The sequence below is a fragment of the Brachybacterium massiliense genome (assembly GCF_900184245.1).
GTDB lineage: Bacteria > Actinomycetota > Actinomycetes > Actinomycetales > Dermabacteraceae > Brachybacterium > Brachybacterium massiliense.
Genome location: NZ_FXXB01000008.1, coordinates 804,762 through 829,356, shown reverse-complemented (window position 1 = coordinate 829,356; position 24,595 = coordinate 804,762). Strand labels below are relative to the sequence as shown.

Sequence of the window (24,595 nt, the reverse complement as noted above, 5' to 3'; positions counted from 1 at the left end):
GCCTCAGGGCAGGTCCGTCGGGCTGGGACCGGCCCGGGAGCGTGCGCTCGCCGGGGGCAGCGGCCCGGCCTCGACCTGCACCGTCACCAGCACGTCCCAGTCACGCAGCTCGCAGCCGCTCAGCGCGGCGTCGTTGCGCGAGGCGGTCTCGGCCGCCACCGCGCACGGGTCGCCGTGCGCGGAGGCGAGCGCATCCGCCCCGGCGAGGGCGGCGAGATCCGCGGCGGTCGCGGCCTCGGACCGGGCCAGCAGCCCGGTGCCCAGCAGGGACAGGCCACCGATCACGGCGGTCGCCGCCCCGGACCAGGCCAGCACGGAGGCGGCACCGGTGCTCATGGCGCACCCCCGCTGAGCAGGTGCGGTTCGAGGCGGGCCTCGGCATCGGCCGACAGCTCCCAGATGGCCCCGGCCAGCGGCCCGGCGGGCGCCTGCAGGGTGCGGCTCACCTCGACCCGCGCCCACTCGCCGCCGGTGGAGATCGACACCGTGGTGCCCTCCCCGCCCACCCGCTGCGCCACGGCGCTCGCCGCAGCGGGATCCTCCCCGCGCGCCAGCTCCCGGGCGGCCCCGCGGGCCGCCGACTCGAGCCGGATCTGCGTGCCGAGCCCGGCACCGGTCAGCAGCACGACCACCACCATCACCACCACCACGGGCAGCACGATCGCGGTCTCCGCCGTGGCGGACCCCCGGTCGTCCCGCAGACGGGACGACCGGGGGAACCGCGGCATCAGGACCCCTTCGACAGCGCCGCGGTGATGATCCCCATCAGCAGCTCCCGCACCTCCCCGGACGCCAGCAGGGCGACCAGGACGGCGGCGAATCCGCAGGCGGCGAGCACCGTGATCGCGTACTCGGCGGTCGAGGCGCCGCGCTCGTCCCGCATCGTGCGGTCCAGCGCGCGGCGCATCCGTTCCATCGTGAGTGTCATGCTCTTCTCCTTCTTCTCGGGGACGACGTGCGCCGTCCCGTGGCGGCCGTGGCCGCCGGTCACCGACCCGGGAAGGGGCCGGCGCACCGGGTCCTTCCCGGTGGTCAGGGCCTCACATCCCGGAGGAGGTGAGGGAGAGGGTGCCGCCCAGCAGCGACATCACCGTGGGGATGATGCCGAGCGCCACGAAAGCGGGAAGCAGGGTCAGGCCCGTGGGGAGCACCAGGCGCACCGCGAGGTGGGCGGCCAGCACCTCTGCGTCACGTGCACGGCCACGACGGGCATCGCGGGCGGCCGAGCGCAGCACCCGGCCGAGGTCCGCGCCCGTGGACTCGGCCAGCACCGCGCTGCGGCCCAGCACCGCCCACGCCGGCGGCAGCGTCTCGAGCGTCCGCGCGGCCGACACTCCCGCGCCGAGCGCGGTCGCCAGGCGCGCCAGGACGGTGGCATCGGTGCCCGGCGTCAGGGACTCGGCGACTGCGCCGACCGCCCGCGCGAGCGGCAGCCCGGACTCGAGCGCCCCCGCGATCAGCTCGAGCACCACCGAGGGGTCCACGCCGCGGTCCTGCGGGGGATCGGCCTGCCGGATCAGGCGGTGCATCCACCACCAGCCGAGCACGGTCAGCACGATTCCTGTGGCCCCCAGCAGGTTCCCCGCCGGGGAGGCGAGCATCAGCCGCAGCGGATCCCCGCCCAGCAGCATCCCCAGCCCCAGCCCGGCCAGCGGCAGGACCAGGAGGATGCGGGCGGTCGAGCGGGGGCCGGCGAAGGCGCTGCGGCGCGCCTGGGCGGCGTCGTGCAGCGCGCGCAGCGCCTCGGCCAGGCTCTGCAGCATCGTGGCGGTCGGTGCGCCCGTGCGTGCGCTGACCGTGAGGGCCGCGCCGAGGGAGGCGAGCATCTCGGAGCGCTGCAGCCGTGGTCCGGCCGCGCGGCGCGGATCCGCGCCGGAGGCCGCGGCGCGGGCCAGATCACGCAGCTCGCCGTGGGGCAGGGAGCGGGCCAGCGCGGCCCAGGCCTGGCGGATGCCGGCGCCGGAGGCGATGACTGTGGACAGCTGCTCGACCAGCTGTGCCATCTCGAGCGGACCGGACGGTGTGCGGCGTGCCCGTCGCACTGGCGGCTCGGTCACGGGCGTCAGCGCCGGAGGGGCGAGGACCCACAGCAGGACCAGGGCGAGGGCGAGGACGGCGAGGCTCATGCCGGCCTCCTGCGCGGTGCAGGGGCGACGGCCTCGAGGGCCTGCGCCGCCGCAGTGACCCGCGTGGCCAGGGCGGCGGCGGCCGGGCCCTCCTCGAGCCGCCCGTCCCGCACGCTCAGCGCGGTGGAGGCGCGGAGCATCCCCTCCTCGTCGCGGTGCAGCAGGGCGATCTCCTCGAGCCGGCGCACCCCGTCGCGTCGGGCGAGATGGATGACTACCTCGAGCGCGCTCGAGACCTGGGCGGCCAGTGCGCCGCGGTCCAGGCCGCCGAGCGCGCCGAGGGCCTCGAGCCGGGCTGGGACGTCGGCGGCGGCGTTCGCGTGGACGGTGCCGCACCCGCCCTCGTGCCCCGTGTTCAGCGCCTGCAGCAGCTCGCGCACCTCCGCGCCGCGGCACTCGCCGAGCACCACCCGGTCCGGGCGCATCCGCAGGCTCTGACGCACCAGGGCGGTGAGGTCCACGGCGCCCGCGCCCTCGCTGTTGGCGTGCCGGGACTGCAGATGCACCACATGGGGATGGTCGACGCTGAGCTCGAGCACGTCCTCGACCACCACGATCCGCTCGCCGTGCGGCACCTCGCGCAGCATCGCGGCCAGCAGGGTCGACTTCCCCGTCCCGGTGCCGCCGGTGACCAGGAACGGCACCCGGGCCGCGATGATCGCCTGCAGCACCCGACGCACATCGGGACCGATCGCGCCCAGACGCTCGAGGTCATCCAGGTCGAGCCGCTCGCTCGCCGGCAGCCGCAGCGAGAGGATCGCCCCGCCCGGAGACAGCGGCGGGAGCACGGCATGGAAGCGCACGCCCGAGGGGAGATGCGCATCGGCCCAGGGCACGGCGTCGTCCAGGCGCCGCCCGCTCGCCGTGGCCAGGCGCACCGCGAGATCCCGGGCCTCGTCCGGGCCCAGCAGCAGATCGGTGCGGTGCATCCCCGAGCGGTCATCGACCCAGACGGTGCCGTCGTCGTTGACCAGCAGATCTGTCACCCCGGGCGCGACGAGCGCCTGGAGCGGGCCGAGCCCGTCCACGTGATCACGGATCCGGGCGGTGAGCTCGAGGGTCGCCGCCGCGCCGAGCACCCGGCCCTGACGGCGCAGCACCCGCACGATCCGGGGCACGTCCACAGCGCCGGGGGAGCGCACCAGGTCCTCGCGCACCAGGTCCAGCAGCGGGGCGAGGTCGGTCTCGGGGGAGGCGATGGCGGTGCTCATGCGCGGGCCTCGGAGAGCACGGCGGACAGCAGGTCCCGGGCGGTGCGGTCCGCCCCGCGCCGGCGCACGTCCAGCAGCGGCACGGTGCCGCGGGCGCTGTCACGGAAGGCGCCGGCCAGCGGGAGGGCGAGGTCCTCCGCGACTTCCCGGGGCACGAGATCCCCGCGGCGGCGCACCACCACCTGGGCCAGGTCCGCAGGCAGCTGCCAGACGCGCAGCCGCCTCGCCGCCGCGCGCACGGCGTGATCGCTCGAAGGCACCACCACCAGCAGCGGGTCCAGCAGCTCTGCCGCGGCCGGCACCAGCTCGGCGCCGAGGTCCACGATCACGATCCCGCCGAGCGGCGACAGCGCGGTCAGCGCCCGCACCAGCTGCTCGGGGGAGGGGCCCGCGTCGTCTCGCGCCGTCAGCAGGGCCACCTCGTCCACCCGGGGCAGGCCCTCCCGCAGCGCTTCCCCGTCGTCCGGTCCCAGCGTGCCCGCCTCGGACCAGCAGATCCCGTCGGCCGTCGGGGCCTCGACCAGCAGATCGAGCCCGCCGCCGAGCGGATCCGCATCCAGCAGCGTCACCGGGCCGTGCGCGCGGGCCGCCGCCGCGAGCCGGGCGGCGAAGCTCGAGGCCCCGGCGCCGCCGCTGCCTCCGGCCACCCCGAGCATCAGCGTGCTGGTGCGCGGTCGGGCGAGATCGGCCAGGCGGGAGAGCAGCTCCTCGGAACGCGCCGGCAGGGGCAGCACGGCACGGGCACCGCACTCGAGGGCCCGCGGCCACAGGTCCTGGGGGATCTCCTCCGCGTCGGTCACCACGAGCAGCGGGCGACGGTCCCCGCCCGTGACCCGGGCACCGCCGGTGAGCGCCGCGGCGTCGGCCACGGTGCAGTGCACGGCGCCCGGGGCGCCGCTCTCGCACAGCTCGGCGCCGACGGCGGTGGCATGGTCGCGCACCTGCTCGCGCAGCGGCCCCGCAGGACCGAGCCAGGTCACCTTCGGGCGGCTCTCGAGAGAGTGCTCCGCGTGGTCCTGCGCAGGAGTGTGCGGGGCCTGCGGCTCAGGTCCCGGGAAGCGGGAGCGCCGGCGCAGCGGTCGCGAGCCCGTGCTCTGCGAGGGCTCGGCGGGGACGGCGGTGTCCACGAGCCCCGGCACGGGATCCTCGTGGGCGGTGGGGGCGGCGGTGGTGCTGGTCATGCGGCCATGCTGGCCGTCCTCGAGGGCGGACGACAGGGCCGATGCGCCGCGGTGGATGACGCGGCGATGTGGAGGAGAGGTCGCCCGGAGACGGGGGACTTCGGTCCTCTTGCATCACCGCCAGAGGGCGCGTAGTGTGATCTGCACAACGACGAATACCGGCATCGGAACCCACGTACGACTGGTCCCCGCAACGGACCGGCTGTGAGGCGTCGAAAGCGCCACCGCAGCTGTAACGCGTGTACGCCTGATCCCGATGCAGATGGCTCGTCCGGAGCGGCGCCGTGAGAGATCGCGACGCCGCTCCATCACGTCCGGGGTCATGCAGCCTCCCCGTCATCGGCCCGGCTCCCACGGACAGCCGACCCCTCGACATCCGGCCTCCTCGAGGCCCGGCCCCCGTCGGCCGCCCCCACGTTCCGGGGGAGCGGGCGCCCTGAGCGTCAGTGCACGTCGATGACCAGCTCGGCGCAGCTCTCGCCGTCGGCCCCGAACACCAGGGTCTGCCGGACATGGTCGGCCCTGTCGGCCCCCGCCGCCGTGAGGAGCGCGACCATCCCGGGATGCGGCGCCGTCAGCTCCGGTCCCAGCTCGAGCACCGGCCCGAGCCGGACGAACTGCTCCGTGCGCGCGGGCAGGACCCCGGAGACGACGGAGTCGACGAGCCCGCCGGGCACGTCCTCGGGACGCAGCGGCTGTGCGAGCCCGACCGCCAGCACCATCTCGACCCCCGCGCCGTCGGCCGCGCTGCGGAACGAGGACCAGGAGGGCCCGGTGACCGCCGCCTCCCGCGCCGACAGGGCGGACAGCAGCAGCTCGAGCTGCGTGTCCGCCTCCCTGCCCGACCCAGCGGCCGCCTTCGCCCCCGGATCCGCAGCAGCGCTGTCGCCGGTGGCCGGGTGCGCGCCGTCCTCCCCCTCGCCATCCGGCAGCGGCACGGCGATGCCGACCCATGGCAGCGGTGCTGCCTCGCGCTCCTGCAGTGCGCACGGGCTCGCGTAGCCCTCGAGCATCGCCCGGCCCTCCTCCCAGATCCGGTCCTGACGCTCCCGCTCGGCGAGCACCTCGCGGCGGTGGCGGTCCAGGAGCTCGTCGGGGCTCTCCTCCGCCTCCAGCACGCGTTTCGCCGCGGCCGTCGACAGGCCCATCGACCGCAGCACGCTGAGCGCGGCGGCCGGTCGGATCTGCTCGGTGCCGTAGCTGCGGTAGCCGGTGAAGGGATCGGTGCGGGCCGGGGCGAGCACGTCCTTCTCGTCGTAGTAGCGCAGGGCCTTCACGGTCAGGCCGGTGGTGCGGGCGAACTCGCCGATGTTCAGCACGGGCGGGCTCCTCTCGGGGTAGTGGGTCCCTCCACGGTGAGGTCTCCTCCCGCAGGAGGGTCAAACCCCCACCCGTCCGCTGGGCCCGTCTCAGAACTCCAGGTCCACCACCACGGGTGCGTGATCCGAGGCGCCCTTGCCCTTGCGCTCCTCACGGTCGATGAACGAGCCGGTCACCGCGGACTGCACAGCGGGCGAGCCCAGCACGAAGTCGATGCGCATGCCCTCCTTCTTCGGGAAGCGCAGCGCCTGATAGTCCCAGTAGGTGTAGACGCCGGGGCCGGGATAATCGGCGCGCACCACATCGGCGTAGCCAGCGTCGACCACCGACTGGAACGCGGCCCGCTCCGGCGCGGTGACGTGCGTCTTGTCCGCGAAGAACTCCATGTCCCACACGTCCTCGTCGAAGGGGGCGACGTTGAAGTCGCCCACCAGCACCGCCCGAGCCTGCGGATCCTCGGCGAGCTCCCGCGCCCCCTCGGCCCGCAGCGCCTCGTACCAGCGCAGCTTGTAGTCGTAGTGCGGGTGCTCGAGCTCGCGACCGTTGGGCACGTACAGCGACCAGATCCGCAGTCCGTCCCCGACCACGCCGCCGATGGCCCGCGCCTCGACCACACCGGTCTCGTCCTCGGGCCAGGTGGGCACGGCCGGCAGCTCGGTGCGCACATCGCTCAGACCCGCACGGGAGACCAGCGCCACGCCGTTCCACTGGTTCAGGCCGTGCGCGGCGATCTCGTAGCCGGCCTCCTCGAAGCGGCCCAGGTCCAGCTGCTCGGGCCGGGCCTTGAGCTCCTGCAGGGCGAGCACGTCCACGTCGTGCCGCTCGAGGAAGGCGAGCACCCGATCCATCCGGGCTCGCAGCGAATTGATGTTCCAGGTCGCGATGCGCATGACCCGATCCTACGGGGGAGCGAAGGTCCGCACCGATCGCGGTGGGGAGTCGTAAACTCGGCCGCATGGCGCGTGCACTCGTCACCGGATCGACCTCCGGACTGGGCCTCGAGTTCGCCTGGCAGCTGGCCGGGACCGGACACCACCTCGTGCTGGTCTCCCGCGATGAGGACCGGCTCCGCGCCGTCGCCGAGCAGATCCGGGACGTCCACGATGTCACCGTCGAGGTGCTGCCCGCGGATCTCTCCGACCGTGAGCAGCTCGAACGGGTGGCTCTGCGCCTGACCGACCCCGTCGAACGGGTCGAGCTGCTGGTCAACAACGCCGGGTACGGGCTGCGCGGCGGGTTCCTCGAGGTGGGCGTCGAGGATCACGAGAAGCAGTTGGACACCCTGATGCGGGCTGTGCTGGTGCTCTCCCACGCCGCCGCGCGCACGATGGTCCAGCGCCGCAGGGGCGCGATCCTCAACGTCAGCTCGCTCGCGGGCTACACCACCGCGGGCCCCTACGCCGCGTCCAAGAGCTGGGTCACCGTGTTCACCGAATCGCTCGCGATGGAGCTCAAGGGCACCGGGGTCACCGCGACCGCGCTGCTGCCCGGCTTCGTGCAGACCGAGTTCCACGAACGCGCGTCGATGTCGATGGAAGGGCTGCCGCGGATCACCTGGCTGAAGGCCCCCTATGTGGTCGAGCAGGCGCTCAAGGACACCGCCAAGGGCAACGTCCTGTCCATCCCTTCGGTGAAGTACCGCACCGCGGGGGAGGTCTCCCGCATCGCTCCGCGGCCGCTGGTGCGTGCGCTCACCTCACCGGACTGGTACCGGCGCCTGCTGGCCCGGTCGGTGCAGCGCTCCCAGCGGCGCGCCTCGCGCCGGAACCTCCACGCGCCTTGGCAGCGCGAGGACGGGGCGTAGGGCCGACGTGGGCCGGCACGCGCCGGCCCGGCAGGGTCCATTACGCTGACCGCATGCCCGCCCCCAGCACTGCCCAGTCCCTCCCGATCGACGACGCCCGTGAGCGCCTGCGAGTCCTGATCCGTGACCTCGCCGTGGTGCGCGGCCATGTGATCCTCTCCTCGGGCGCCGAGGCGGATCACTACGTGGACCTGCGCCGCATCACCCTCCACCACGAAGCGTCCCCGCTGGTGGGGCGCGTGATGGTGGATCTGCTGCGCCGTGAGGGCCTGGTCCCCGGCGTCGAGGCCGTGGGCGGTCTGACCCTGGGTGCGGACCCGGTGGCGACCTCCATCCTGCACGCCTCCGCCGCGGATCCCGGGAGCGAGGCGCTCGACGCCTTCGTGGTGCGCAAGGCGAACAAGGCCCACGGGCTGCAGCGACGCATCGAAGGGCCCGACGTCACCGGCCGCCGCGTGGTCGCGGTCGAGGACACCTCCACCACCGGCGGCAGCGTGCTGACCGCCTGCGAGGCGCTCACCGAGGCCGGCGCGCAGATCGATGCGGTCGCCGTGATCGTGCACCGCTCCGATGCGTCCCGCGAGGCGGTCGAGGCGGCCGGGTACCGCTACCTCGCCGCGTACGACATCTCCGAGCTCGAGATCTGAGCGGGGCCCGGGCGGATCACGCCCGGAGCCTCAGACCTCAGGGACGGAGAAGGTGTCGCACGCCGCCACGGTGCCCTGCTCGTAGCCCGTGGTGAACCAGGCGGCGCGCTGCTCGGAGGAGCCGTGGGTCCAGGTCTCCGGGCGCACCGGCCCGTCGGCCACCTCGCGCTGGATGTGGTCGTCCCCGACGGCGCTCGCGGCCGAGAGCGCCGAGGCGATGTCCGCGGAGGACAGCGGCATCAGCATCGCGTTGCCGTTCTCATCGGTGGTGTTCGCGGCATGATGCGCCCACACCCCGGCGTAGCAGTCCGCCTGCAGCTCCAGGCGCACCCCGTCGGACTGCGGTCCGGTGCGGGTGCGGTCCGCGGCCTGCATCGTGCCGTCCAAGTGCTGGATGTGGTGGCCGTACTCGTGGGCGACCACGTACATCTTCGCCAGCTGCCCGTCATCGGCGCCGTACTGCGAGGACAGCGCATCGAAGAAGGACACGTCCACGTAGAGCGTCATGTCCGCGGGGCAGTAGAACGGGCCGATATCCGAGGTGGCCGCGCCGCAGCCGGTCTGCACGCTCTGGTCGAAGATGACGCCCTGCGCCACCACGAAGTCGATCCCCGCCTCCGGGCCGAGCCGTTCCCACAGCGAGTCCGCGGACTCGACCGTCGCCTGGACCAGGCAGTCGTCGCGCTCGTTCGCATCCGCGCCCGTCAGGCAGTGCTCGAGAGAGCTGCCCTGCGCGGCCGGGCCCTGCGAGGCGGCCCCGCCCAGCAGATCCAGCGGGTTGTTCCCCATCAGGGTGTAGATCACCACGATCACCAGCAGCACCCTCGGCCCCCGCCACCGCGCGGCCGGAAACCGCCCCCGCCGCCGGCGGAGACGTTGTCGGAGCGGATCTCCGCATTCGGGTTGAACGTCATGCGCATACAGTAGACCTGAACATGCGCTGTGAGCAGGCGGAACAGCGTTCGTGAAGGTCCTGGGGATGTGACCGGCCGGTCATCCTCGACCACCCCGCCGGCGCCTAGCATGGGGCGCGGACCGGAGACCGTTCCCGAGCGGCCTCGCACGTCCGCTCGTCACCCCACGCCGCAGAGGACCTCGCATGAACATCGTCGACTGGGCGGTCGAGACCATGAACAGCCTCGGGGCCCTCGGCGTCTTCCTGCTGATCTTCGCCGAGAACCTGTTCCCGCCGATCCCCTCCGAGGTGATCCTGCCGCTCGCGGGCGTCGCCGCGGCCGGGCCGGACAACTCCTACTGGGTGATGCTGCTGGCCTCCGTGGCGGGCTCCGTCGCCGGCGCCTGGATGCTGTATGGGATCGGCCGCGCTCTCGGCCCCGAACGGCTGCGCCGCCTGGTGATCCGCCTGCCGCTGGTTCACGTCGAGGACTACGACAAGTCCGTCGCGTTCATGGACAAGCACGGACACAAGGCCATCTTCTTCGGCCGCTTCGTGCCCGGGGTGCGCTCGCTGATCTCCATCCCCGCAGGCCTGTATGCGATGCCGCTGAGATCGTTCACCCTGCTCACCGCCGCCGGCAGCGCGATCTGGAACACGATCTTCCTGACCATCGGCTTCTTCATGGGCAGCAACTGGACCGTGATCGAGCCCTACACCGACATCTTCTCCAAGGTCGTCTACGCGATCGTGGCCCTGGTGATCCTGTGGTTCCTCGTCAAGCTGGTGCTGCGCGAGAAGAAGCGCCGCGAGCTCGGCCTGCCCGACCCCGACCAGAAGCATCTCGAAGAGCTCGAGCGCGAGAACGAGCACCAGGACAGCGCCGAGGACGGCACCGAGGACGAGCCCGAAGACGCGCGCACGCGGACCGACGACCGGTGACCCGGACCCCCGAGGGCGCCGCACCCGACCCCGGTGAGCCGCGCGAGGTCGGCGTCGGCCCCCACCCCGAACCCTGGCCCGAGGACCCGCGCCTGGACCCCGAGCTGCTCGCCCACGGCGACCGCCGCAACGTCGAGGACCGCTTCCGCTACTGGCGCCGCGAGGCGATCATCGCCGAGCTCGACACCTCCCGCCACGGGCTGCACGTCGCGATCGAGAATCTCGAGCACGACGCGAACATCGGCTCGGTGGTGCGCACCGCCAACGCCTTCGCCGTCGGTGCCTTCCACGTCGTGGGCCGGCGCCGCTGGAATCGCCGCGGCGCGATGGTCACCGACCGCTACCAGCACGAGATCCACCACCCCGACGCCCAGCACCTGCGGGACTGGGCCCGCGAGCACGGCCGCCCGATCGTGGCGATCGACCTGGTCGAGGGGGCGCTGCCGATCGAGCGCACCCCGCTGCCGAAGAACGCGCTGCTGGTGGTGGGACAGGAGGGGCCGGGCGTGAGCCCCGAGATCCTCGCCGCGGCCGACCTCGTGGTGGGCATCACCCAGTTCGGCTCGACCCGTTCGATCAACGTCGCCGCGGCGGCCGCCATCGCGATGCACACCTGGATCCTGCAGCACGCTGTGATCCCGGAGGGTCCGCTGCGCTGACCTCGGCTCTCGGTCGGTGTCGGGGAGGTTCGAAGGCCCGTCCTCCCGGCAGGGCCGACGGGTCCCGGCGCCGGTCCCGTCCACGGGGGACCTCGGCCCGAGGGCGGTGCGCCGCACTGTGGAACAATGAGGACGATCGGATGACCGTTCGCGGCGCGAAGCGTGCCGCCGGTCGTCGCACACTCCCGTGAACGAAGGAGAATGCCCCATGGCAGTCGCAACCCCGGATCAGTACGCAGAGATGATCGACCGGGCCAAGGCCGGCAAGTTCGCTTACCCGGCCGTGAACGTCTCCAGCTCGCAGACCGCCATCGCGGCGCTGCAGGGCTTCACCGAGGCCGGCTCCGACGGCATCATCCAGGTGTCCTTCGGCGGCGCCGAGTACCTCTCCGGCTCCACCGTCAAGGACCGCGTCGCCGGCTCGATCGCGCTGGCCGAGTTCGTCCACGCCGTGGCCAAGAACTACCCGATCAACGTCGCGCTGCACACCGACCACTGCGCCAAGGAGGTTCTGCCCACCTGGGTCGAGCCGCTGATCGAGTGGGACCTCGAGAACCGCGTCAAGAAGGGCCTGGACCCGCTGTTCCAGTCGCACATGTGGGACGGCTCCGCCGTGCCGGTCGACGAGAACCTCGAGATCGCCGAGCGTCTGCTCGAGAAGACCGTCGAGGCGAAGAAGATCCTCGAGATCGAGGTCGGCGTCGTGGGCGGCGAGGAGGACGGCGTGGTCGCCAACGTCTCCAACGACAAGCTCTTCTCCACCCCCGAGGACGGTCTCAAGACCGCCGCCAAGCTGGGCCTGGGCGAGAAGGGCCGCTACCTGACCGCCCTCACCTTCGGCAACGTGCACGGCGTCTACAAGCCCGGCAACGTCAAGCTGCGCCCGAAGGTCCTGGATGACATCCAGAAGGTCGTCGGCGAGAAGTACGGCAAGGACCAGCCCTTCGACCTGGTCATGCACGGGGGCTCCGGCTCCACCGAGGAGGAGATCGCCGAGGCGCTGGACTACGGCACGATCAAGATGAACATCGACACCGACACCCAGTACGCCTTCACCCGCCCCGTGGTCTCGCACATGTTCGAGAACTACGACGGCGTGCTGAAGGTCGACGGCGAGGTCGGCAACAAGAAGGCCTACGACCCCCGCGCCTGGGGCAAGAAGGCCGAGGCCGGCATGGCCGCTCGCATCGTCGAGGCCTGCCAGAACCTCCGCTCGGCCGGCACCCACTCCGCCTGAGCGACGTACTGCGAGGTACGAGCGGTAGGAGATCAGGCCGAAGGCCCGCCTGAGCGACGTACTGCGAGGTACGAGCGGTAGGAGATCAGGCCGAAGGCCCGCCTGATCGACGCTCCGTCGGCGCTACGCCGGCGAACAGCCCGCTGACGAACCAGATCCAGCCCGGATCCGGTTCGTCAGCGGGCTGTTGACGTGTTGGGGCCCGGCGGGGCGGCCGGCGCGGGGCGGGTCAGGCGGGGGTCACCAGCGGTTGCCCTGGGCGCGGCCCATGACCCGCTTCAGCGCGGGCAGGACGTCGGCCAGGAAGATGCCGGCGATGATCACGCCGGCGAGCATGAACAGCATCGAGCTGCCGCCGCCGATCGGATAGGGCAGCGAGAGGAAGCCCAGCAGCACGGACACCCCGGTCAGCACGCCCCAGAACGTCTTGGAGCGCTTGTCCGCGGCGACGTAGGCGTCCGGGCGGAAGCGCAGGGCGTTCACGAGGGCCCAGATCTCGACGGCGAGCAGAGCCACGGCGAGGACGAGGAAGATCCACATCTGGATGAGGGCGATCATCCGGTCAGGATACGGCGACCCCCTGGGCGGATCCCGGACCTCGGCCGGTACACGCCCGGGAGCGGCTCACCGCGCCGCGCCCCATCGGTCGCACGGCAGTTCACGGCCGTCAGTCGCCGCGCACCTCAGTGTCGTCAGTCGCCGCGCACTTCAAGGTCGTCGGTCTGGATCCGAGCGGTCGGTGATCAGCAGCTCGAGCGCCTCGGTGGTGGCCGGCGGTTCGAGCGCGCGCATCTCGGTGGTCATCGGCCGGGGTCCGATCGCGTCGCCGTCGGCCGCGATCACCAGGCTGGGCAGGAACTGCTTCGCATCGGAGGCGCTGAGCCCGGTGGCCTGCAGCAGGTCGATCGCGAGGGAGCGGAGCTGGATCGTGAGCGTCACGCCCTCGAAGTGGCCGGCGCGCCCAGGGCGCATCCCCTCGTCGTTGCGCAGCAGCATCTCGGGGGAGAGGTAGGAGCTGAACAGGCGCAGTTTCCGTCGCGCCTCGGTGAAGTCGACCTCCTCGTGGGAGACGGCCGCGCTGAGCTCCTGAATCGCGTCGCGGGCGGCGAGCAGGGCGTCGGCCAGGCGCGAGTGGGCGTCGCCGTTGACCGCTTCGAGGAACTCCACCTCGCGGCGTGCGATCACGCGCATGTTCCGCATCGCGCGGTCGGAGCCGACGAGCAGGTGCTCGAGCCGGTTGACGTCGTCGGCGTGGCGCAGTCCCGAGGGGGAGAAGGTCGCCATCTCGTTGGCCACGTCATTGGCCAGCTCCCACTCGTCGGTGAACTTCTGGGAGACCTCGCGGAGGTTCTTCAGCGCGGCCTGGGCCACGCCCCGGTCGCCGCTGCGGGCCGAGAGGGCGAGGCTCACCAGCGTGTCCTCGAGCTCGCGGTAGAACGAGTTCGCCGCCCGCGACTGCAGGCGCCGCGGGTCCCCGGAGAGCAGCAGATGGATGATGATCGCGACCACCACCCCGGTCACCGCGTCCAGCGCGCGCCCGCCAGGGGTCATGCCGGGGGTGACGGGCATGATCATCACCAGCAGCGACTGGATCGCGACCTGGAAGCCGAACAGGTTCGAGGAGTCGATGAAGCGCGCGAGCATCCCGGCGCAGAACACGACCACCAGGATCTGCCAGGTGCCCGAGCCGATCGTGGCGCGCGCGAGCTCGCCCAGCAGCACTCCGAGCATCACGCCGCAGGACATCTCCACGATCTTGCGCATCTTCTTCTCGATGCCGAAGCCGATGATGATGAACGCGACGATCGAGGAGAAGAACGGATGCTCGTGACTCCAGATGAAGCCGCTGATCAGATAGGCGAGAGCGGCCGCGATCGCGGCACGCCCCACGGTGAGCGCATCGCCGCGGCCGCGGGAGAGGCCCTGGGTGAACCAGTCGCGCACGGTGGTGCGGACACGCTCGAGCACCGGCAGCGGTGCGGTGACGGTGGGCACGGGACCCGTCGCGGGCGGGCGTGAGGACTTCATGCCGGCACCGGATCCTTCAGCCGCATCTCCAGCAGCTCCTCGAGCCGGAAGGTGTCGCCGTCACGAGCGCCGCGGCCCACCACCAGCGGAGCCCAGCTGGGCTCGGGCGCGGCGCCGCGCAGGCGGGCGCGCAGCCCGCCGTCCACTCGCATCACGTAGTAGCGGCCCTCGGCGTCCACCGCGAGGGTGCGGTCCTGCTTGAGATACCAGCCCTCGAGGCCGGTGCGGAGGGTGCCGCTGCCCTGGAAGGGCCGGGCGCGCAGCGCGACGGGGGCGATGCCTGCGGCGCGGAAACGCTCCACGCCTTCTCTGATCAGCGCGGTGGCCTTCTCATGCTCCTCGAGCCGGGCGGCGCGCAGCGCCTGCTCCTTGACCTCGACCGCTTCCCGGCGCTGCCGGATCCACTGCTCCTGGTCGCCCTCAGCTCTCATGACCGCCATTGTTCCAGCAGACGCGGGGCGGGCACAGGCGGTCCGGGTAGAAGGGCAGTGGCGGATCCGTGAGGACGTCGAGGAGACGTCCCCCTCAGAGCTTCGCGGTGACCGGGCGCTCCCCGTGATCGCGCGGCAGCACGATCGGCTCCTGGGTGGCGTCGAGCCACACCCAGTGGGGCTCCCCGTCGATCTCTCCGGCCGGGACCTGCACCACCAGGGCGGCGTCGAGCGGCACCGCCCGGCGCACCACGGCGAGGGCGATCGGGCCCAGATCGGCGTGCAGGGCCGCCGAGGTGACCGTGCCCACGACCTTGCCGGAGGAGTCGCCCAGGCGCACCTCGCCGCCGGGAGCCGCCGGGATGTCCTGCGAGCCGTCGAGGTGGAGCATCACCAGGCGGCGGGGCGGCTGGCCGAGGTTGAGCACCTTCGCGACCGTCTCCTGGCCGCGGTAGCAGCCCTTGGTGGTGTGCACGGTGGTGCGCAGCAGGTCCAGCTCGTGGGGGATGGTGCGCTCATCGACCTCGCGGGTATGGCGGGCGCGATGGTCCGCGATCCGCACCGCCTCCCAGGAGCTCATCCCAGCGAGGTGCTCGGGTCGCCAGTCCAGCTGCTGGAGCGCAGCGGCGTCGAGGACCGTCAGCACCGCGCCCTCCGGGTCCTCGGGGTCGGGGCCGTAGGCGACCCCTCCCGGGGCGAGCTGCGGCCACGGCTCGGACCAGACGGCGACCGGCTCGGGCAGGCCGAGCGCGGGCAGCACCTGGGTGGCGGGGGCGAGGGCGCCCAGCACGCGCAGGTCGTCACGGTCGATCAGCTCCACCCGGGCGGCGAAGCGCATCATCTCGAGGTATCGGCGCAGGCCCGCGCGGGCACCCGCGTCGAGCACCAGCAGCAGGGCCTCGTCCTCGATCACCACGGCGGAGGCCATGTGCTCGACCCGGCCCTGCGGTGAGAGCACCGCGAGCGAGGAGGAGGAGCCGACGGGCGTGCCCGCGAGCACCTGCGTGGTCACGGTGGTCATCCAGCTGCGGGCGTCGGCGCCGCGCACCTCGAGCACCTCGAACTGGCCGAGATCCACCACGGCGGCGCGCTCGAGCAGGCGGCGCTGCTCGCGCAGGGGGGAGCCGTAGTGGACGGGCACCGTCGCGTCGGGTCCTTCTCCGAGCACGGCACCGGTGCCGAGGAGGGGGCGGACGTCGCGGACGGGATCAGACACGGTGCAGCTCCAGGGAGAGGTAGGGGGACATCTCGGTCTCACCGGGTGCCCCGTCCGGCACGGGCCGTCGCTGCTCCCACAGCCACATCAGCCGGCCGGTGACGTACCCGAACATGCGGGTCTGGGTGACGGTGCCGTCGGCCGCGCCGAGCGCGAGCTGGACCCGCGGGCCGCGCACCTCGCCGGCCCACTGCTCGGGCTGCCCGCCGCGCCGCTCGAGGCGGGCGTCCAGTCGGTGCGAGAGGTAGCTGCCGGGGGTGCCGGGACGAGCGGCCTCGGCCGCGGCGCGATCCTGGCCGGGCAGCAGGTCGCCGACGGTCCAGATCCCGTCCTCGCGGTGCAGGAGGGTGCGCTCGCCGGTGGCGTCGGCCGCCGGGGCGGGGGACTCCTCGCGCGCGAACGCGCTGGTGGGCGGGAGCGGAGCCGGGGCGTCGACGCGGTGGATCGTGGAGCGCCAGCTCAGGGTGCCCTCCTCCGTCGCGGCGCAGACGAGCTGCTGCTCGATGCGGACGTCGGAGGAGTCCTGCTCAGGCTGCTGGAGCGCACCGCTGCCCTCCCAGCTGCCGATCAGCCAGGCCAGCGGGTACAGGGACGGCGGGAGCGAGGTGTCGAGCGTGATGGGCATCGGTGCCGCAGAACGCTCAGCGGTTGAACAGCCGCGTGATCACCAGGGCGGCGAAGGCGAGCGTGCCGACGCCCACCAGGACGACGAGGGCGATGAAGAAGATGGAGAGGGCGGACATGGGGCCGAGTCTATCGTCCCCAGCGCCCTGCGGAGGCCGTCGCGGCGGGTGTCGTCCCGCATCGCCCGGATCAGATCAGCAGCACGGCCAGGTGCGCGACCACGCCCACCGTCGCGACCGGCACCACACCGACCGCGAGCGAGGGCACCGGCTCCTTCGCCACCAGCGGCGAGCCGGCCAGCAGATGGGCGCAGCCCGCCCCGATCGCGGTCACCAGCGCGACGCCCGCGGCGATCAGCGGTGCGACCGCGAACAGGGAGATCAGCAGCCAGGCGGTGACCGCGGAGCCTGCGAGGATCGCCAGGGCCAGTCGCACCGGACCGGGCAGCGGCGAGGTGTTCAGCAGCAGGGTGGCGCCGAGCCCTGCGGCGATCGCGGTGATCAGTCCGGCGGAGTCGTCGCCGGTCGCCGCCGACTGGGCGATCACCCAGCTCGCTGAGATGCCCGAGACGAACGCCCCGGCGACGGTCCCGGTCAGCGATTCCGTGAGGTGGCGTCTCTCACGGCGCAGCATCTGGTGGACGAAGGAGGCGAACACGCCCGCGGCGCACACCATCACCACGCCGGAGACGGGAGAGAGCCGTTCCGGAGCGAGCACGGCCACCAGGGCGCCGAGGATGCCCGTGCCCGCGACGACGACGCGGGTCCCGGCGGGGGAGGGCAGCTCGAGCAGCGCCGGCCAGGCGAGGCCGAGCACCAGGGAGAGCAGCGCGATCGAGGCCGCCATCAGCATCGGCGAGAGGGAACCGGTCATCGAGACCACTGCGATCAGCAGCGCGAGGGTCGCGCCCAGGGGCGTACGCTCGGGAGCCGTCACGGGTCCTCCCTCGCTGTCGATTCCGGTCTCGGGCCGCGGCGCCGACGGGTCGTCGGCGGGCGCTACAGTGGCAGTCTACGAGTGCCCGCTGGTGACGGCATACTCACGCTCCTCAGGTGGCGGTGATCCACCGGAGGGCGGTACCGCCCCAGAGCCCGGAAGGACCCCATGACCACGACGGCCGCTCTGTCGCCGACGCTCCGTGCGGACGTCCGCGAGCTGCTCGCGACCACCACGGCGCACGACGGCGTCTCCCCGCTGGACGAGGCCGCGATCCTCGCGCTCGAGGGCGAGCGCGCCCACCACATCCTGCGCGAGCAGGACGCTGCGGACGGCACCGCCCGCCTCCTGGTCGGCTACACGAACGTTCTCGCCGACGGCACCGTGCAGGGGATGGTCCATCCCTCCCACCGCCGTCGCGGGCACGGCACCGAGCTGCTGCGCGAGGCGCTGACACTCCACGAGGACGCCGCGGTGTGGGCGCATGGAGCGCTCGAGGGATCCCTCGCCTTCCTGCGCGCCGCCGGTCTGGAGGAGACCCGGCGCCTGCTCACCCTGCACCGCGGGCTGGGGCCCGGTGAGACCCTGCCCGAGATCCCCCGCTCCACGCTCGAGGGCCTGCGGCTGGACGCCTTCGACCGCGAGCGCGATGCCGAGCGCTGGGTGGAGGTCAACGCCCGCGCCTTCGCCGAGCACCCCGAGCAGGGCGCGCTCACTCTCGAGGACCTCGAGCAGCGCCTCGCCCAGCCGTGGTTCGACGCCGAGGACATGGTGGTCGCCCTGCGCGAGGACGAGGTGGTCGGCTTCGTCTGGGTCAAGCGCGAGAGCCCCGGCGACGTCACCCATGACGCCGAGATCTACGTGGTCGCCACCGATCCCTCCGTGCAGGGGCACGGCGTCGCCGGGATGCTGCTGGCGGAGTCGCTGACTCGCCTGCAGAAGAGCGGGGTCCCCGGCGTCGAGCTCTACGTCGAAGCGGACAACGCCCCCGCGCTGCGCCTCTACGAGAACTGGGGATTCACCGTCTCCGGCCGGGACGTGCAGCTGCGCACGGCCGGGAAGGGCTGAGCCGGTGCGCGTCGCCCCCGGCCGGCCGCAGCCCGTGCTCGCCGCCGGCGCCCTCGCCTGGCGCGAGAAGGGCGATCAGCTGCAGGTGCTGCTGATCCACCGGCCCCGCTACGACGACTGGTCCATCCCCAAGGGCAAGCTCGACAAGGGCGAGACCTTCCCCGCCGCCGCGGTGCGCGAGGTCGCCGAGGAGACCGGGTACCGGGTGCGCCTGCACCGGCCGTTGCCGGCGTCGGTGTACCTGCTGCCCGACGGGCGCACCAAGATCGTCCAGTACTGGACCGCGACCGTGCGCGCGAAGATCGGCCCCGGCCCGCAGGACAGCCGCGAGGTGGACGAGATGCGCTGGGTCCCCCTCGAGGAGGCGGAGGCGCTGGTCGCCCGCCAGAGCGATCAGGTCCCGCTGGTCGCGCTGCGTCGCTTCGTGGAGGCCGACGAGCACCGGACCGTGCCGATCATCATCCAGCGCCACGGCGCGGCGCTGTCGCGCTCGAAGTGGCGCAAGGGCGAGGGCACCCGGCCCTTGAACCGCAAGGGGAAGAAGCAGGCGCAGGCACTGCCTCCGCTGCTGGACGCCTTCGACCCCGCGAGCGTGGTCAGCAGTCCCTGGAAGCGCTGTCTGGACACCGTCGAACCGCTCGCGAAGGTCGAGGGGCTGAAGGTCAGGACCAAGGACGAGCTCACCGAGGCGGCGCACGCGGACCATCCCTCGCGCACCGCCGCGGTGATCGAGAGGGTGCTGCGCGAGGCGCGGTCCACCGTGGTGTGCACCCATCGCCCGGTGCTGCCTACGGTGATCGAGGCGGTGCGGGAGGTCGCACGCCAGGGGGCGGCGCTCGAGCTGCCGCGGGAGGATCCCTTCCTCGCCGCGGGGGAGGCGCTGCTGCTGCACACCACTGCCGACGGCACGGTGGTCGCCGTCGAGCGGCACCTGCCGAACATCGGCTGAGAACGACGGCTGACGACAACGGCCCAGGACAACGGCTCAGGACGACGGCTGAGCACAAGGGGCCCGCACGGATCAGGGGAAGGACACAGGAGCACATGAGCACGCAGCAGCCCGGCGGCCTGCCGGATTACCACGGGGGATACGGCGACCGCGACCCGTACGGGAGCGACAGCGACGCGGGGTGGTCGCACTCCTCATCGGAGGATCCCTACGCGGTGGGGCCCGAGGGCACCGACCCCTATGTGAGCGAGCCGTTGGACGCCGACGGGTTCGGACCCGTCTTCGGCAGCGGCGCCGAGAACCCCGCGGGGGGCGGCGCCGCGATGGCCGGCGCGGGACAGCCGTACTCAGGGCAGCAACACCCCGGGCAGGCGTACCCGGGACACCAGCACCCTGCCCCATATCCGGGGCCGCAGGGCTACGGGCACCACGCCCCGCCGCCGCCGAGCTCCGGAGCGGCGATCACCTCGCTCGTGCTCGGCCTGCTGGCGCTGACGATGTGCGCCGGGCTCACCTCGCCCGTCGGCATCATCTTCGCCGCCAAGGGCATGAAGGAGACCGGCCCGAGCGCTCCGGCACCGAAGGGCGGGCGCGGGCTGGCCATCGCAGGGCTGGTCACCAGCCTGGTCGGTCTGCTGCCGCTGCTGATCCTCGTGTTCTACATCGTGATCTTCGTCCTCGCGATCTTCACCGAGATGTCCGGGGCCTGAGCGGGTCCTGCGGCGAGAAGGCCCGGCCGGCCGCGTGGCGCACACCACGCACAGCAGCGTCGCGAGCACACTGTGACCTGTTCGTATCCTGTATCTGACCTGCAAGTTCATGCTGTCCGGCGGGGAGTTCACCTGCTGTTCACACAAGGGCGGGCGGCCCGTCACCTGCCCTCCTTAGCGTCGCCGCTGTCAGACCTCCTCCACCACAGGATTCCGGGCCGACGGCCCCGAAAGGACTCGTAGTGAACGTTCGTCAGAACAAGCTCGTCTCGCTGGCCGCGCTCGGACTCGTCGGCGGCCTCGCGCTCGCCGGCTGCGGCGGCGGCTCCGATGAGGGCAACGGCGGCAACGGCGGCGGCAGCGGTGCTTCGGACAACGGCGGCGCCTCGGCCGGCGGCTACGCCGAGCTGACCGGCAACCTCGCCGGCTCCGGTGCGTCCTCCATGCAGAACGCCCAGACCGCCTGGACCGAGTCCTTCATGGGCCTCGTGGGCGCCGAGGGCGGCGACCTCACCGTCACCTACGACCCCACCGGCTCCGGCACCGGCCGCGAGCAGTTCCTCTCCGGTCAGGTGAAGTTCGCCGGCACCGACGCCGCCCTGGACGAGGAGGAGCTCGCAGCCTCCACCGAGGTGTGCAACGACGAGCAGGCGTTCAACCTCCCCGTCTACATCTCCCCGATCGCGGTCGTGTTCAACCTCGAGGGCGTCGAGTCGCTGAACCTCTCGGCCGAGGTCATCGGCGGCATCTTCGCCGGCGACATCACCAACTGGAACGATCCGGCGATCGCCGACCTCAACCCCGACGCCGAGCTGCCCGATCTGGACATCGTCCCGGTCCACCGCTCCGACGACTCCGGCACCACCGAGAACTTCACCGAGTACCTCTCGAAGAACGCTCCCGACGCCTGGACCCACGGCCCCATCGAGACCTGGCCGATCGACGGCGGTCAGTCCGGTGACGGCACCTCCGGCCTGATCTCCACGGTCGAGGGCGGCAACGGCACCATCGGCTACGCTGACGCCTCGCAGGCCGGCAACCTCGGCACCGCCAGCATCCAGGTGGGCGAGGAGTTCGTCGAGTACAGCTCCGAGGCCGCCGCCAAGGCCGTCGACGTCTCCCCCCGCGAGGAGGGTCGCGAGGAGAACGACATCGTCGTGGAGCTCGACCGCACCACCGAGGAGTCGGGCGTCTATCCGATCGTCCTCATCTCCTACCTCGCGCTGTGCGGCTCCTACGCCGACTCCGCCGAGGGCGAGGCGGTCAAGGCCTACGCCTCCTACATCATCTCCGAGGAGGGCCAGCAGGCCGGCCTCGAGAACGCCGGCTCCGCCCCGATCTCCGAGGAGCTGCGCACCGAAGCACAGGCTGCGATCGACGGCATCACCGTCGGCTGATCCAGCCCTCGCACAGCGCTGTGCCGCCGGCCCAATCCTGGTCCGGCGGCACAGCCGCGAACCGGCATCATCCGCTCTCCCACAACCCTGTGAGCTCTGAGGAAGGCCCCTATGAGCACCACTGATCTCGAGTCGGACTCCCCGGCACCGCAGACCTCCTCGATGAGGGGCAGCGGTCGTCGCGTCGGCGACTCGGTCTTCTCCTACCTGAGCGTCGGCTCCGGCCTGCTCATCTTCCTCACCCTCGCCGCAGTGGCGATCTTCCTGACCTCCGAGTCGATGCCCGCCGTGATCGCGAGCCAGGAGTTCTCCGGCACCTCGGAGTTCTCCCTCATCGAGGTCACGCTCCCGCTGGTCTACGGCACGGTGCTCGCCTCGGCGATCGCCCTGGTGATCGCGATCCCGATCTCGATCGGCATCGCCCTGTTCATCTCGCACTTCGCCCCGCGCCGCCTCGCCTCGGGCCTCGGCTACATGATCGACCTGCTCGCCGCGGTGCCCTCGGTGGTCTACGGCCTGTGGGGCGGCATCTGGCTGGTGCCCAAGCTCGAGCCGGTGTACGTCTTCCTCAACACCTACTTCGGCTGGATCCCGCTGTTCGCGGGCGAGCCCACCGCTCCGATGCGCAACCTGGCCTCCGCCTCGGTGGTGCTCGCGGTGATGGTGCTGCCGATCATCACGGCGGTCTCCCGTGAGGTGTTCCTGCAGACCCCGCGCCTCCAGGAGGAGGCCGCCCTCGCCCTCGGCGCGACCCGCTGGGAGACCATCCGCACCGTCGTGCTCCCCTTCGGGCGCGGCGGCGTCGTCGCCGCGTCGATGCTGGGCCTGGGCCGAGCGCTCGGCGAGACCATGGCCGTGCTGATGATCCTCGCCCCCGGCGCGACCTTCTCGCTGCACATCCTCGAGGTGGGTCGCCACAACTCGATCGCCGCCAACATCGCCTCCAAGCAGGCCGAGGCCTCCGGCGTCGACATGTCCCTGCTCATCTTCACCGGCCTGGTGCTGTTCGTGCTGACGTTCATCATCAACGCGCTCGCCCGGTGGATCGTCGCCCGCAGCGGCCCCAAGAGCTGAGAGGTACCCATGAGCTCCTCGACCTCCGTCCAGGCCCCGCCCACCGTGCGCTCCTCCGATGAGCGCCGGCTGCCCTGGTACCACCTCATCTTCACCGGCCTCGCCGGACTGCTGGTCGCGGTCGCCGTGCTGGCGATCTTCGACGCCCTCTCGGTCGCGAGCGCGATCATGCTCGGCTTCGGGCTGCACCTGCTGTTCGGCTGGGGCTACTCGCTGCTGCGCGAGGGCCCCCGCTGGGCGATGGACCGCCTGATGACACTCCTGGTCATCGGCGCCTTCGCGATCTCGATGTTCCCGCTGCTGTCGCTGCTGTGGGAGGTCATCAGCCGCGGCCTCACCCGCGCGATCGCCGCCAAGCCCACCCCCTTCTCCTTCTGGAGCGAGGACATGTCCGGCATCATCGGCGGGGCCGACGCCGGCGGCGTCTTCCACGCCATCGTCGGCACGCTGCTGATCACCCTGTGGGCCTCGATCATCTCGATCCCCGTGGGGCTGTTCACCGCGATCTTCCTGGTCGAGTACGCGGACCAGGGATGGAAGCGCACCCTCGGCAGGGGCGTCACCTTCCTGGTCGACGTCATGACCGGCATCCCCTCGATCGTGGCGGGCCTGTTCGGACTGGCCCTGTTCATCGCCTTCATGCCCGACCAGAGCGTGCGCATGGGCATCATGGGCGCCGTCGCGCTCTCGCTGCTGATGATCCCCACAGTGGTGCGCAACAGCGAGGAGATGCTCCGCCTGGTCCCCATGGACCTGCGCGAGGCGTCCTACGCGCTGGGCGTGCCCAAATGGCTCACCATCGTCAAGGTCGTGCTGCGCACCGCGATCGCGGGCCTGACCACGGGCATCACCCTCGCCATCGCCCGCGTGATCGGCGAGACCGCTCCGCTGCTGCTCACCGTCGGCATGGTCACCTCGGTGAACTGGAACATGTTCGACGGCCGCATGGCCACCCTGCCGACCTTCATCAACCAGCAATACCGCAACGGCAACGCGAACTGCATGAACGAGACGGTCACCAACCCGGTCAACCAGGAGGTGTACGCCTGCTCGATCACGACCAACATCGATCGTGCCTGGGCCGCAGCCTTCACGCTGATCGTCATCGTGATGGTGCTGAACATCGCCGCCCGTCTCGTCAGCCACTACTTCTCCCCGAAGCTCAGCCGCTGAGCTGTCGCCCTACGCGAAAGGACACCTGATGGCAGCGCCCCAGCCCATCAATGTCGAGGACCTCAACATCTACTACGGCGACTTTCTCGCCGTGGAGGGCGTCGACGTCCAGATCCGGCCCCGTTCGGTGACCGCCCTGATCGGCCCGTCCGGCTGCGGGAAGTCCACCTTCCTGCGCACCCTGAACCGCATGCACGAGGTGATCCCCGGCGCGTACGCGAAGGGCAAGGTCGAGATCAACGGCGAGAACATCTACGACTCGCGCGTGGACCCGGTCAACGTGCGCCGCCGCGTGGGCATGGTCTTCCAGAAGGCGAACCCCTTCCCGACCATGTCCATCCGGGACAACGTCCTGGCCGGCGTGAAGCTCAACAACCGCCGTATCTCCCGCTCCGCCGCGGACGACCTGGCCGAGCGTGCGCTCAAGGGCGCGAACCTCTGGAACGAGGTCAAGGACCGCCTCGACAAGCCCGGCATGGGCCTGTCCGGCGGTCAGCAGCAGCGCCTGTGCATCGCTCGCACGATCGCCGTGCAGCCCGAGGTGGTGCTGATGGACGAGCCCTGCTCGGCGCTGGACCCGATCTCGACCCTCGCGATCGAGGACCTGATCCATGAGCTCAAGCAGGAGTACACGATCGTGATCGTGACACACAACATGCAGCAGGCCTCCCGCGTCTCGGACCGCACCGGGTTCTTCAACATCGCCGGCACCGGCAAGCCCGGTCACCTGATCGAGATCGACGACACCGACACGATCTTCACCAACCCCGCGAACAAGGAGACCGAGGACTACATCTCCGGTCGTTTCGGCTGACCCGCGCCCCCGCCGGCTCCGCTGTCCCGCGCCACCGCGGGCTCGCCCGACGCAGCCGGGGCCGGTTCCGGATCCCCCGCGGGCCGCTTCCCACGCGACACGCCCGCGGGGCCCATCGAGAACACCGATATCTGCCAGATCCGGCAGGTATCG

At 72.0% G+C, this 24,595-nt stretch carries 26 protein-coding genes and 1 pseudogene; 12 read left to right on the top strand and 15 right to left on the bottom strand.

Going from position 1 to position 24,595, the window contains the following annotated elements; all coding sequences use genetic code 11:
* Nucleotides 1–3: 3 nt before the first annotated feature.
* The 8 genes from BN4251_RS13890 to BN4251_RS13855 form a co-directional block, all read right to left on the bottom strand.
* The gene (locus BN4251_RS13890) at nt 4–336 is read right to left on the bottom strand and encodes an Rv3654c family TadE-like protein (RefSeq protein ID WP_087485649.1); all 333 of its coding nucleotides are present in this window, start codon (nt 334–336) and stop codon (nt 4–6) included.
* On the bottom strand, nt 333–728 hold the full coding sequence (locus BN4251_RS13885; RefSeq protein ID WP_087485648.1) for a TadE family type IV pilus minor pilin: 396 nt from the start codon (nt 726–728) through the stop codon (nt 333–335). Before BN4251_RS13885 ends, BN4251_RS13890 begins: the two co-directional genes overlap by 4 nt.
* Nucleotides 728–928, bottom strand: a complete 201-nt coding sequence (locus BN4251_RS13880) for a DUF4244 domain-containing protein (protein ID WP_087486388.1) — start codon at nt 926–928, stop codon at nt 728–730. The genes BN4251_RS13885 and BN4251_RS13880 overlap by 1 nt, the downstream gene beginning before the upstream one ends.
* Nucleotides 929–1,040: 112 nt before the next feature.
* Nucleotides 1,041–2,126, bottom strand: a complete 1,086-nt coding sequence (locus tag BN4251_RS13875) for a type II secretion system F family protein (RefSeq protein WP_087485647.1) — start codon at nt 2,124–2,126, stop codon at nt 1,041–1,043.
* Nucleotides 2,123–3,337, bottom strand: coding sequence for a TadA family conjugal transfer-associated ATPase (locus tag BN4251_RS13870; RefSeq protein WP_087485646.1), 1,215 nt, complete (start codon nt 3,335–3,337; stop codon nt 2,123–2,125). Before BN4251_RS13870 ends, BN4251_RS13875 begins: the two co-directional genes overlap by 4 nt.
* Nucleotides 3,334–4,518, bottom strand: a complete 1,185-nt coding sequence (locus BN4251_RS13865) for a CpaE-like family protein (protein ID WP_087485645.1) — start codon at nt 4,516–4,518, stop codon at nt 3,334–3,336. The genes BN4251_RS13870 and BN4251_RS13865 overlap by 4 nt, the downstream gene beginning before the upstream one ends.
* A 443-nt stretch (nt 4,519–4,961) precedes the next feature.
* Nucleotides 4,962–5,837 (bottom strand): MerR family transcriptional regulator, encoded by an 876-nt coding sequence (locus tag BN4251_RS13860; protein WP_087485644.1) that lies wholly within the window; start codon nt 5,835–5,837, stop codon nt 4,962–4,964.
* 90 nt (nt 5,838–5,927) lie between these two features.
* A complete protein-coding gene (locus BN4251_RS13855; protein ID WP_087485643.1) occupies nt 5,928–6,728 on the bottom strand; it encodes an exodeoxyribonuclease III in 801 nt (266 codons plus the stop codon).
* A gap of 65 nt (nt 6,729–6,793) precedes the next feature.
* On the opposite strand from BN4251_RS13855, the gene BN4251_RS13850 reads away from it, so the two are divergent.
* A complete protein-coding gene (locus tag BN4251_RS13850; RefSeq protein WP_087485642.1) occupies nt 6,794–7,642 on the top strand; it encodes an SDR family NAD(P)-dependent oxidoreductase in 849 nt (282 codons plus the stop codon).
* A 53-nt stretch (nt 7,643–7,695) separates the two neighbouring features.
* Entirely contained in the window at nt 7,696–8,289 is a 594-nt protein-coding gene (locus BN4251_RS13845) for an orotate phosphoribosyltransferase (protein ID WP_087485641.1), read from the top strand.
* Between the two features lie 30 nt (nt 8,290–8,319).
* On the opposite strand, the pseudogene ypfJ reads toward BN4251_RS13845, so the two are convergent.
* Nucleotides 8,320–9,203 (bottom strand): annotated as a pseudogene (gene ypfJ, locus BN4251_RS13840) (KPN_02809 family neutral zinc metallopeptidase).
* A 185-nt stretch (nt 9,204–9,388) separates the two neighbouring features.
* Between ypfJ and BN4251_RS13835 the strand changes: the two are divergent.
* The 3 genes from BN4251_RS13835 to fbaA all read left to right on the top strand — a co-directional run bounded on the left by BN4251_RS13835 (nt 9,389) and on the right by fbaA (nt 12,022).
* Nucleotides 9,389–10,126 carry a DedA family protein gene (locus BN4251_RS13835; RefSeq protein ID WP_087485640.1) on the top strand — a complete coding sequence of 246 codons (738 nt, stop codon included), beginning with the start codon at nt 9,389–9,391 and terminating at the stop codon, nt 10,124–10,126.
* Nucleotides 10,123–10,785 (top strand): TrmH family RNA methyltransferase, encoded by a 663-nt coding sequence (locus tag BN4251_RS13830; protein ID WP_087485639.1) that lies wholly within the window; start codon nt 10,123–10,125, stop codon nt 10,783–10,785. Before BN4251_RS13835 ends, BN4251_RS13830 begins: the two co-directional genes overlap by 4 nt.
* 208 nt (nt 10,786–10,993) lie before the next feature.
* Nucleotides 10,994–12,022, top strand: coding sequence for a class II fructose-bisphosphate aldolase (gene fbaA / locus BN4251_RS13825; RefSeq protein WP_087485638.1), 1,029 nt, complete (start codon nt 10,994–10,996; stop codon nt 12,020–12,022).
* A gap of 240 nt (nt 12,023–12,262) precedes the next feature.
* Here the strand turns inward: fbaA and BN4251_RS13820 are convergent, their stop codons facing one another.
* From BN4251_RS13820 to BN4251_RS13790, 6 genes are all read right to left on the bottom strand, one after another.
* Nucleotides 12,263–12,580 carry a DUF2516 family protein gene (locus BN4251_RS13820; RefSeq protein ID WP_087485637.1) on the bottom strand — a complete coding sequence of 106 codons (318 nt, stop codon included), beginning with the start codon at nt 12,578–12,580 and terminating at the stop codon, nt 12,263–12,265.
* Nucleotides 12,581–12,730: 150 nt separating this feature from the next.
* Nucleotides 12,731–14,050: an FUSC family protein gene (locus BN4251_RS13815; RefSeq protein ID WP_087485636.1), complete on the bottom strand. Its 1,320-nt coding sequence runs from the start codon at nt 14,048–14,050 to the stop codon at nt 12,731–12,733.
* On the bottom strand, nt 14,047–14,481 hold the full coding sequence (locus BN4251_RS13810; protein WP_087486387.1) for a hypothetical protein: 435 nt from the start codon (nt 14,479–14,481) through the stop codon (nt 14,047–14,049). The genes BN4251_RS13815 and BN4251_RS13810 overlap by 4 nt, the downstream gene beginning before the upstream one ends.
* Before the next feature lie 94 nt (nt 14,482–14,575).
* The gene (ygfZ, locus tag BN4251_RS13805) at nt 14,576–15,697 is read right to left on the bottom strand and encodes a CAF17-like 4Fe-4S cluster assembly/insertion protein YgfZ (protein ID WP_087485635.1); all 1,122 of its coding nucleotides are present in this window, start codon (nt 15,695–15,697) and stop codon (nt 14,576–14,578) included.
* Nucleotides 15,690–16,322: a heme-binding beta-barrel domain-containing protein gene (locus tag BN4251_RS13800; RefSeq protein WP_087485634.1), complete on the bottom strand. Its 633-nt coding sequence runs from the start codon at nt 16,320–16,322 to the stop codon at nt 15,690–15,692. The genes ygfZ and BN4251_RS13800 overlap by 8 nt, the downstream gene beginning before the upstream one ends.
* Before the next feature lie 188 nt (nt 16,323–16,510).
* Nucleotides 16,511–17,257, bottom strand: a complete 747-nt coding sequence (locus tag BN4251_RS13790) for a hypothetical protein (RefSeq protein WP_087485632.1) — start codon at nt 17,255–17,257, stop codon at nt 16,511–16,513.
* Between the two features lie 168 nt (nt 17,258–17,425).
* On the opposite strand from BN4251_RS13790, the gene mshD reads away from it, so the two are divergent.
* The 7 genes from mshD (at nt 17,426) to pstB (ending at nt 24,442) form a co-directional block, all read left to right on the top strand.
* On the top strand, nt 17,426–18,325 hold the full coding sequence (gene mshD, locus BN4251_RS13785; protein ID WP_087485631.1) for a mycothiol synthase: 900 nt from the start codon (nt 17,426–17,428) through the stop codon (nt 18,323–18,325).
* A 4-nt stretch (nt 18,326–18,329) separates the two neighbouring features.
* Nucleotides 18,330–19,274 carry an NUDIX hydrolase gene (locus tag BN4251_RS13780; RefSeq protein ID WP_087485630.1) on the top strand — a complete coding sequence of 315 codons (945 nt, stop codon included), beginning with the start codon at nt 18,330–18,332 and terminating at the stop codon, nt 19,272–19,274.
* A gap of 95 nt (nt 19,275–19,369) precedes the next feature.
* Nucleotides 19,370–19,984 carry a DUF4190 domain-containing protein gene (locus BN4251_RS18355; RefSeq protein WP_170931969.1) on the top strand — a complete coding sequence of 205 codons (615 nt, stop codon included), beginning with the start codon at nt 19,370–19,372 and terminating at the stop codon, nt 19,982–19,984.
* Nucleotides 19,985–20,226: 242 nt separating this feature from the next.
* Complete coding sequence (gene pstS, locus BN4251_RS13770) at nt 20,227–21,381, top strand: phosphate ABC transporter substrate-binding protein PstS (protein WP_087485629.1); 1,155 nt, start codon at nt 20,227–20,229, stop codon at nt 21,379–21,381.
* A gap of 111 nt (nt 21,382–21,492) precedes the next feature.
* The gene (gene pstC, locus BN4251_RS13765) at nt 21,493–22,455 is read left to right on the top strand and encodes a phosphate ABC transporter permease subunit PstC (protein ID WP_087485628.1); all 963 of its coding nucleotides are present in this window, start codon (nt 21,493–21,495) and stop codon (nt 22,453–22,455) included.
* Nucleotides 22,456–22,464: 9 nt separating this feature from the next.
* Nucleotides 22,465–23,628, top strand: coding sequence for a phosphate ABC transporter permease PstA (gene pstA, locus BN4251_RS13760; RefSeq protein WP_087485627.1), 1,164 nt, complete (start codon nt 22,465–22,467; stop codon nt 23,626–23,628).
* Nucleotides 23,629–23,656: 28 nt separating this feature from the next.
* Nucleotides 23,657–24,442, top strand: a complete 786-nt coding sequence (gene pstB, locus BN4251_RS13755) for a phosphate ABC transporter ATP-binding protein PstB (protein ID WP_087485626.1) — start codon at nt 23,657–23,659, stop codon at nt 24,440–24,442.
* Nucleotides 24,443–24,595: the final 153 nt, after the last annotated feature.

Coding starts and splice junctions, on each gene's coding strand:
- BN4251_RS13890 (WP_087485649.1), bottom strand. CDS start 336: ATGAGCACCGGTGCCGCCTCCGTGCTGGCCTGGTCCGGGGCGGCGACC.
- BN4251_RS13885 (WP_087485648.1), bottom strand. CDS start 728: ATGCCGCGGTTCCCCCGGTCGTCCCGTCTGCGGGACGACCGGGGGTCC.
- BN4251_RS13880 (WP_087486388.1), bottom strand. CDS start 928: ATGACACTCACGATGGAACGGATGCGCCGCGCGCTGGACCGCACGATG.
- BN4251_RS13875 (WP_087485647.1), bottom strand. CDS start 2,126: ATGAGCCTCGCCGTCCTCGCCCTCGCCCTGGTCCTGCTGTGGGTCCTC.
- BN4251_RS13870 (WP_087485646.1), bottom strand. CDS start 3,337: ATGAGCACCGCCATCGCCTCCCCCGAGACCGACCTCGCCCCGCTGCTG.
- BN4251_RS13865 (WP_087485645.1), bottom strand. CDS start 4,518: ATGACCAGCACCACCGCCGCCCCCACCGCCCACGAGGATCCCGTGCCG.
- BN4251_RS13855 (WP_087485643.1), bottom strand. CDS start 6,728: ATGCGCATCGCGACCTGGAACATCAATTCGCTGCGAGCCCGGATGGAT.
- BN4251_RS13850 (WP_087485642.1), top strand. CDS start 6,794: ATGGCGCGTGCACTCGTCACCGGATCGACCTCCGGACTGGGCCTCGAG.
- BN4251_RS13845 (WP_087485641.1), top strand. CDS start 7,696: ATGCCCGCCCCCAGCACTGCCCAGTCCCTCCCGATCGACGACGCCCGT.
- BN4251_RS13835 (WP_087485640.1), top strand. CDS start 9,389: ATGAACATCGTCGACTGGGCGGTCGAGACCATGAACAGCCTCGGGGCC.
- fbaA (WP_087485638.1), top strand. CDS start 10,994: ATGGCAGTCGCAACCCCGGATCAGTACGCAGAGATGATCGACCGGGCC.
- BN4251_RS13820 (WP_087485637.1), bottom strand. CDS start 12,580: ATGATCGCCCTCATCCAGATGTGGATCTTCCTCGTCCTCGCCGTGGCT.
- BN4251_RS13815 (WP_087485636.1), bottom strand. CDS start 14,050: ATGAAGTCCTCACGCCCGCCCGCGACGGGTCCCGTGCCCACCGTCACC.
- BN4251_RS13810 (WP_087486387.1), bottom strand. CDS start 14,481: ATGAGAGCTGAGGGCGACCAGGAGCAGTGGATCCGGCAGCGCCGGGAA.
- BN4251_RS13800 (WP_087485634.1), bottom strand. CDS start 16,322: ATGCCCATCACGCTCGACACCTCGCTCCCGCCGTCCCTGTACCCGCTG.
- mshD (WP_087485631.1), top strand. CDS start 17,426: ATGACCACGACGGCCGCTCTGTCGCCGACGCTCCGTGCGGACGTCCGC.
- BN4251_RS18355 (WP_170931969.1), top strand. CDS start 19,370: ATGAGCACGCAGCAGCCCGGCGGCCTGCCGGATTACCACGGGGGATAC.
- pstC (WP_087485628.1), top strand. CDS start 21,493: ATGAGCACCACTGATCTCGAGTCGGACTCCCCGGCACCGCAGACCTCC.
- pstA (WP_087485627.1), top strand. CDS start 22,465: ATGAGCTCCTCGACCTCCGTCCAGGCCCCGCCCACCGTGCGCTCCTCC.
- pstB (WP_087485626.1), top strand. CDS start 23,657: ATGGCAGCGCCCCAGCCCATCAATGTCGAGGACCTCAACATCTACTAC.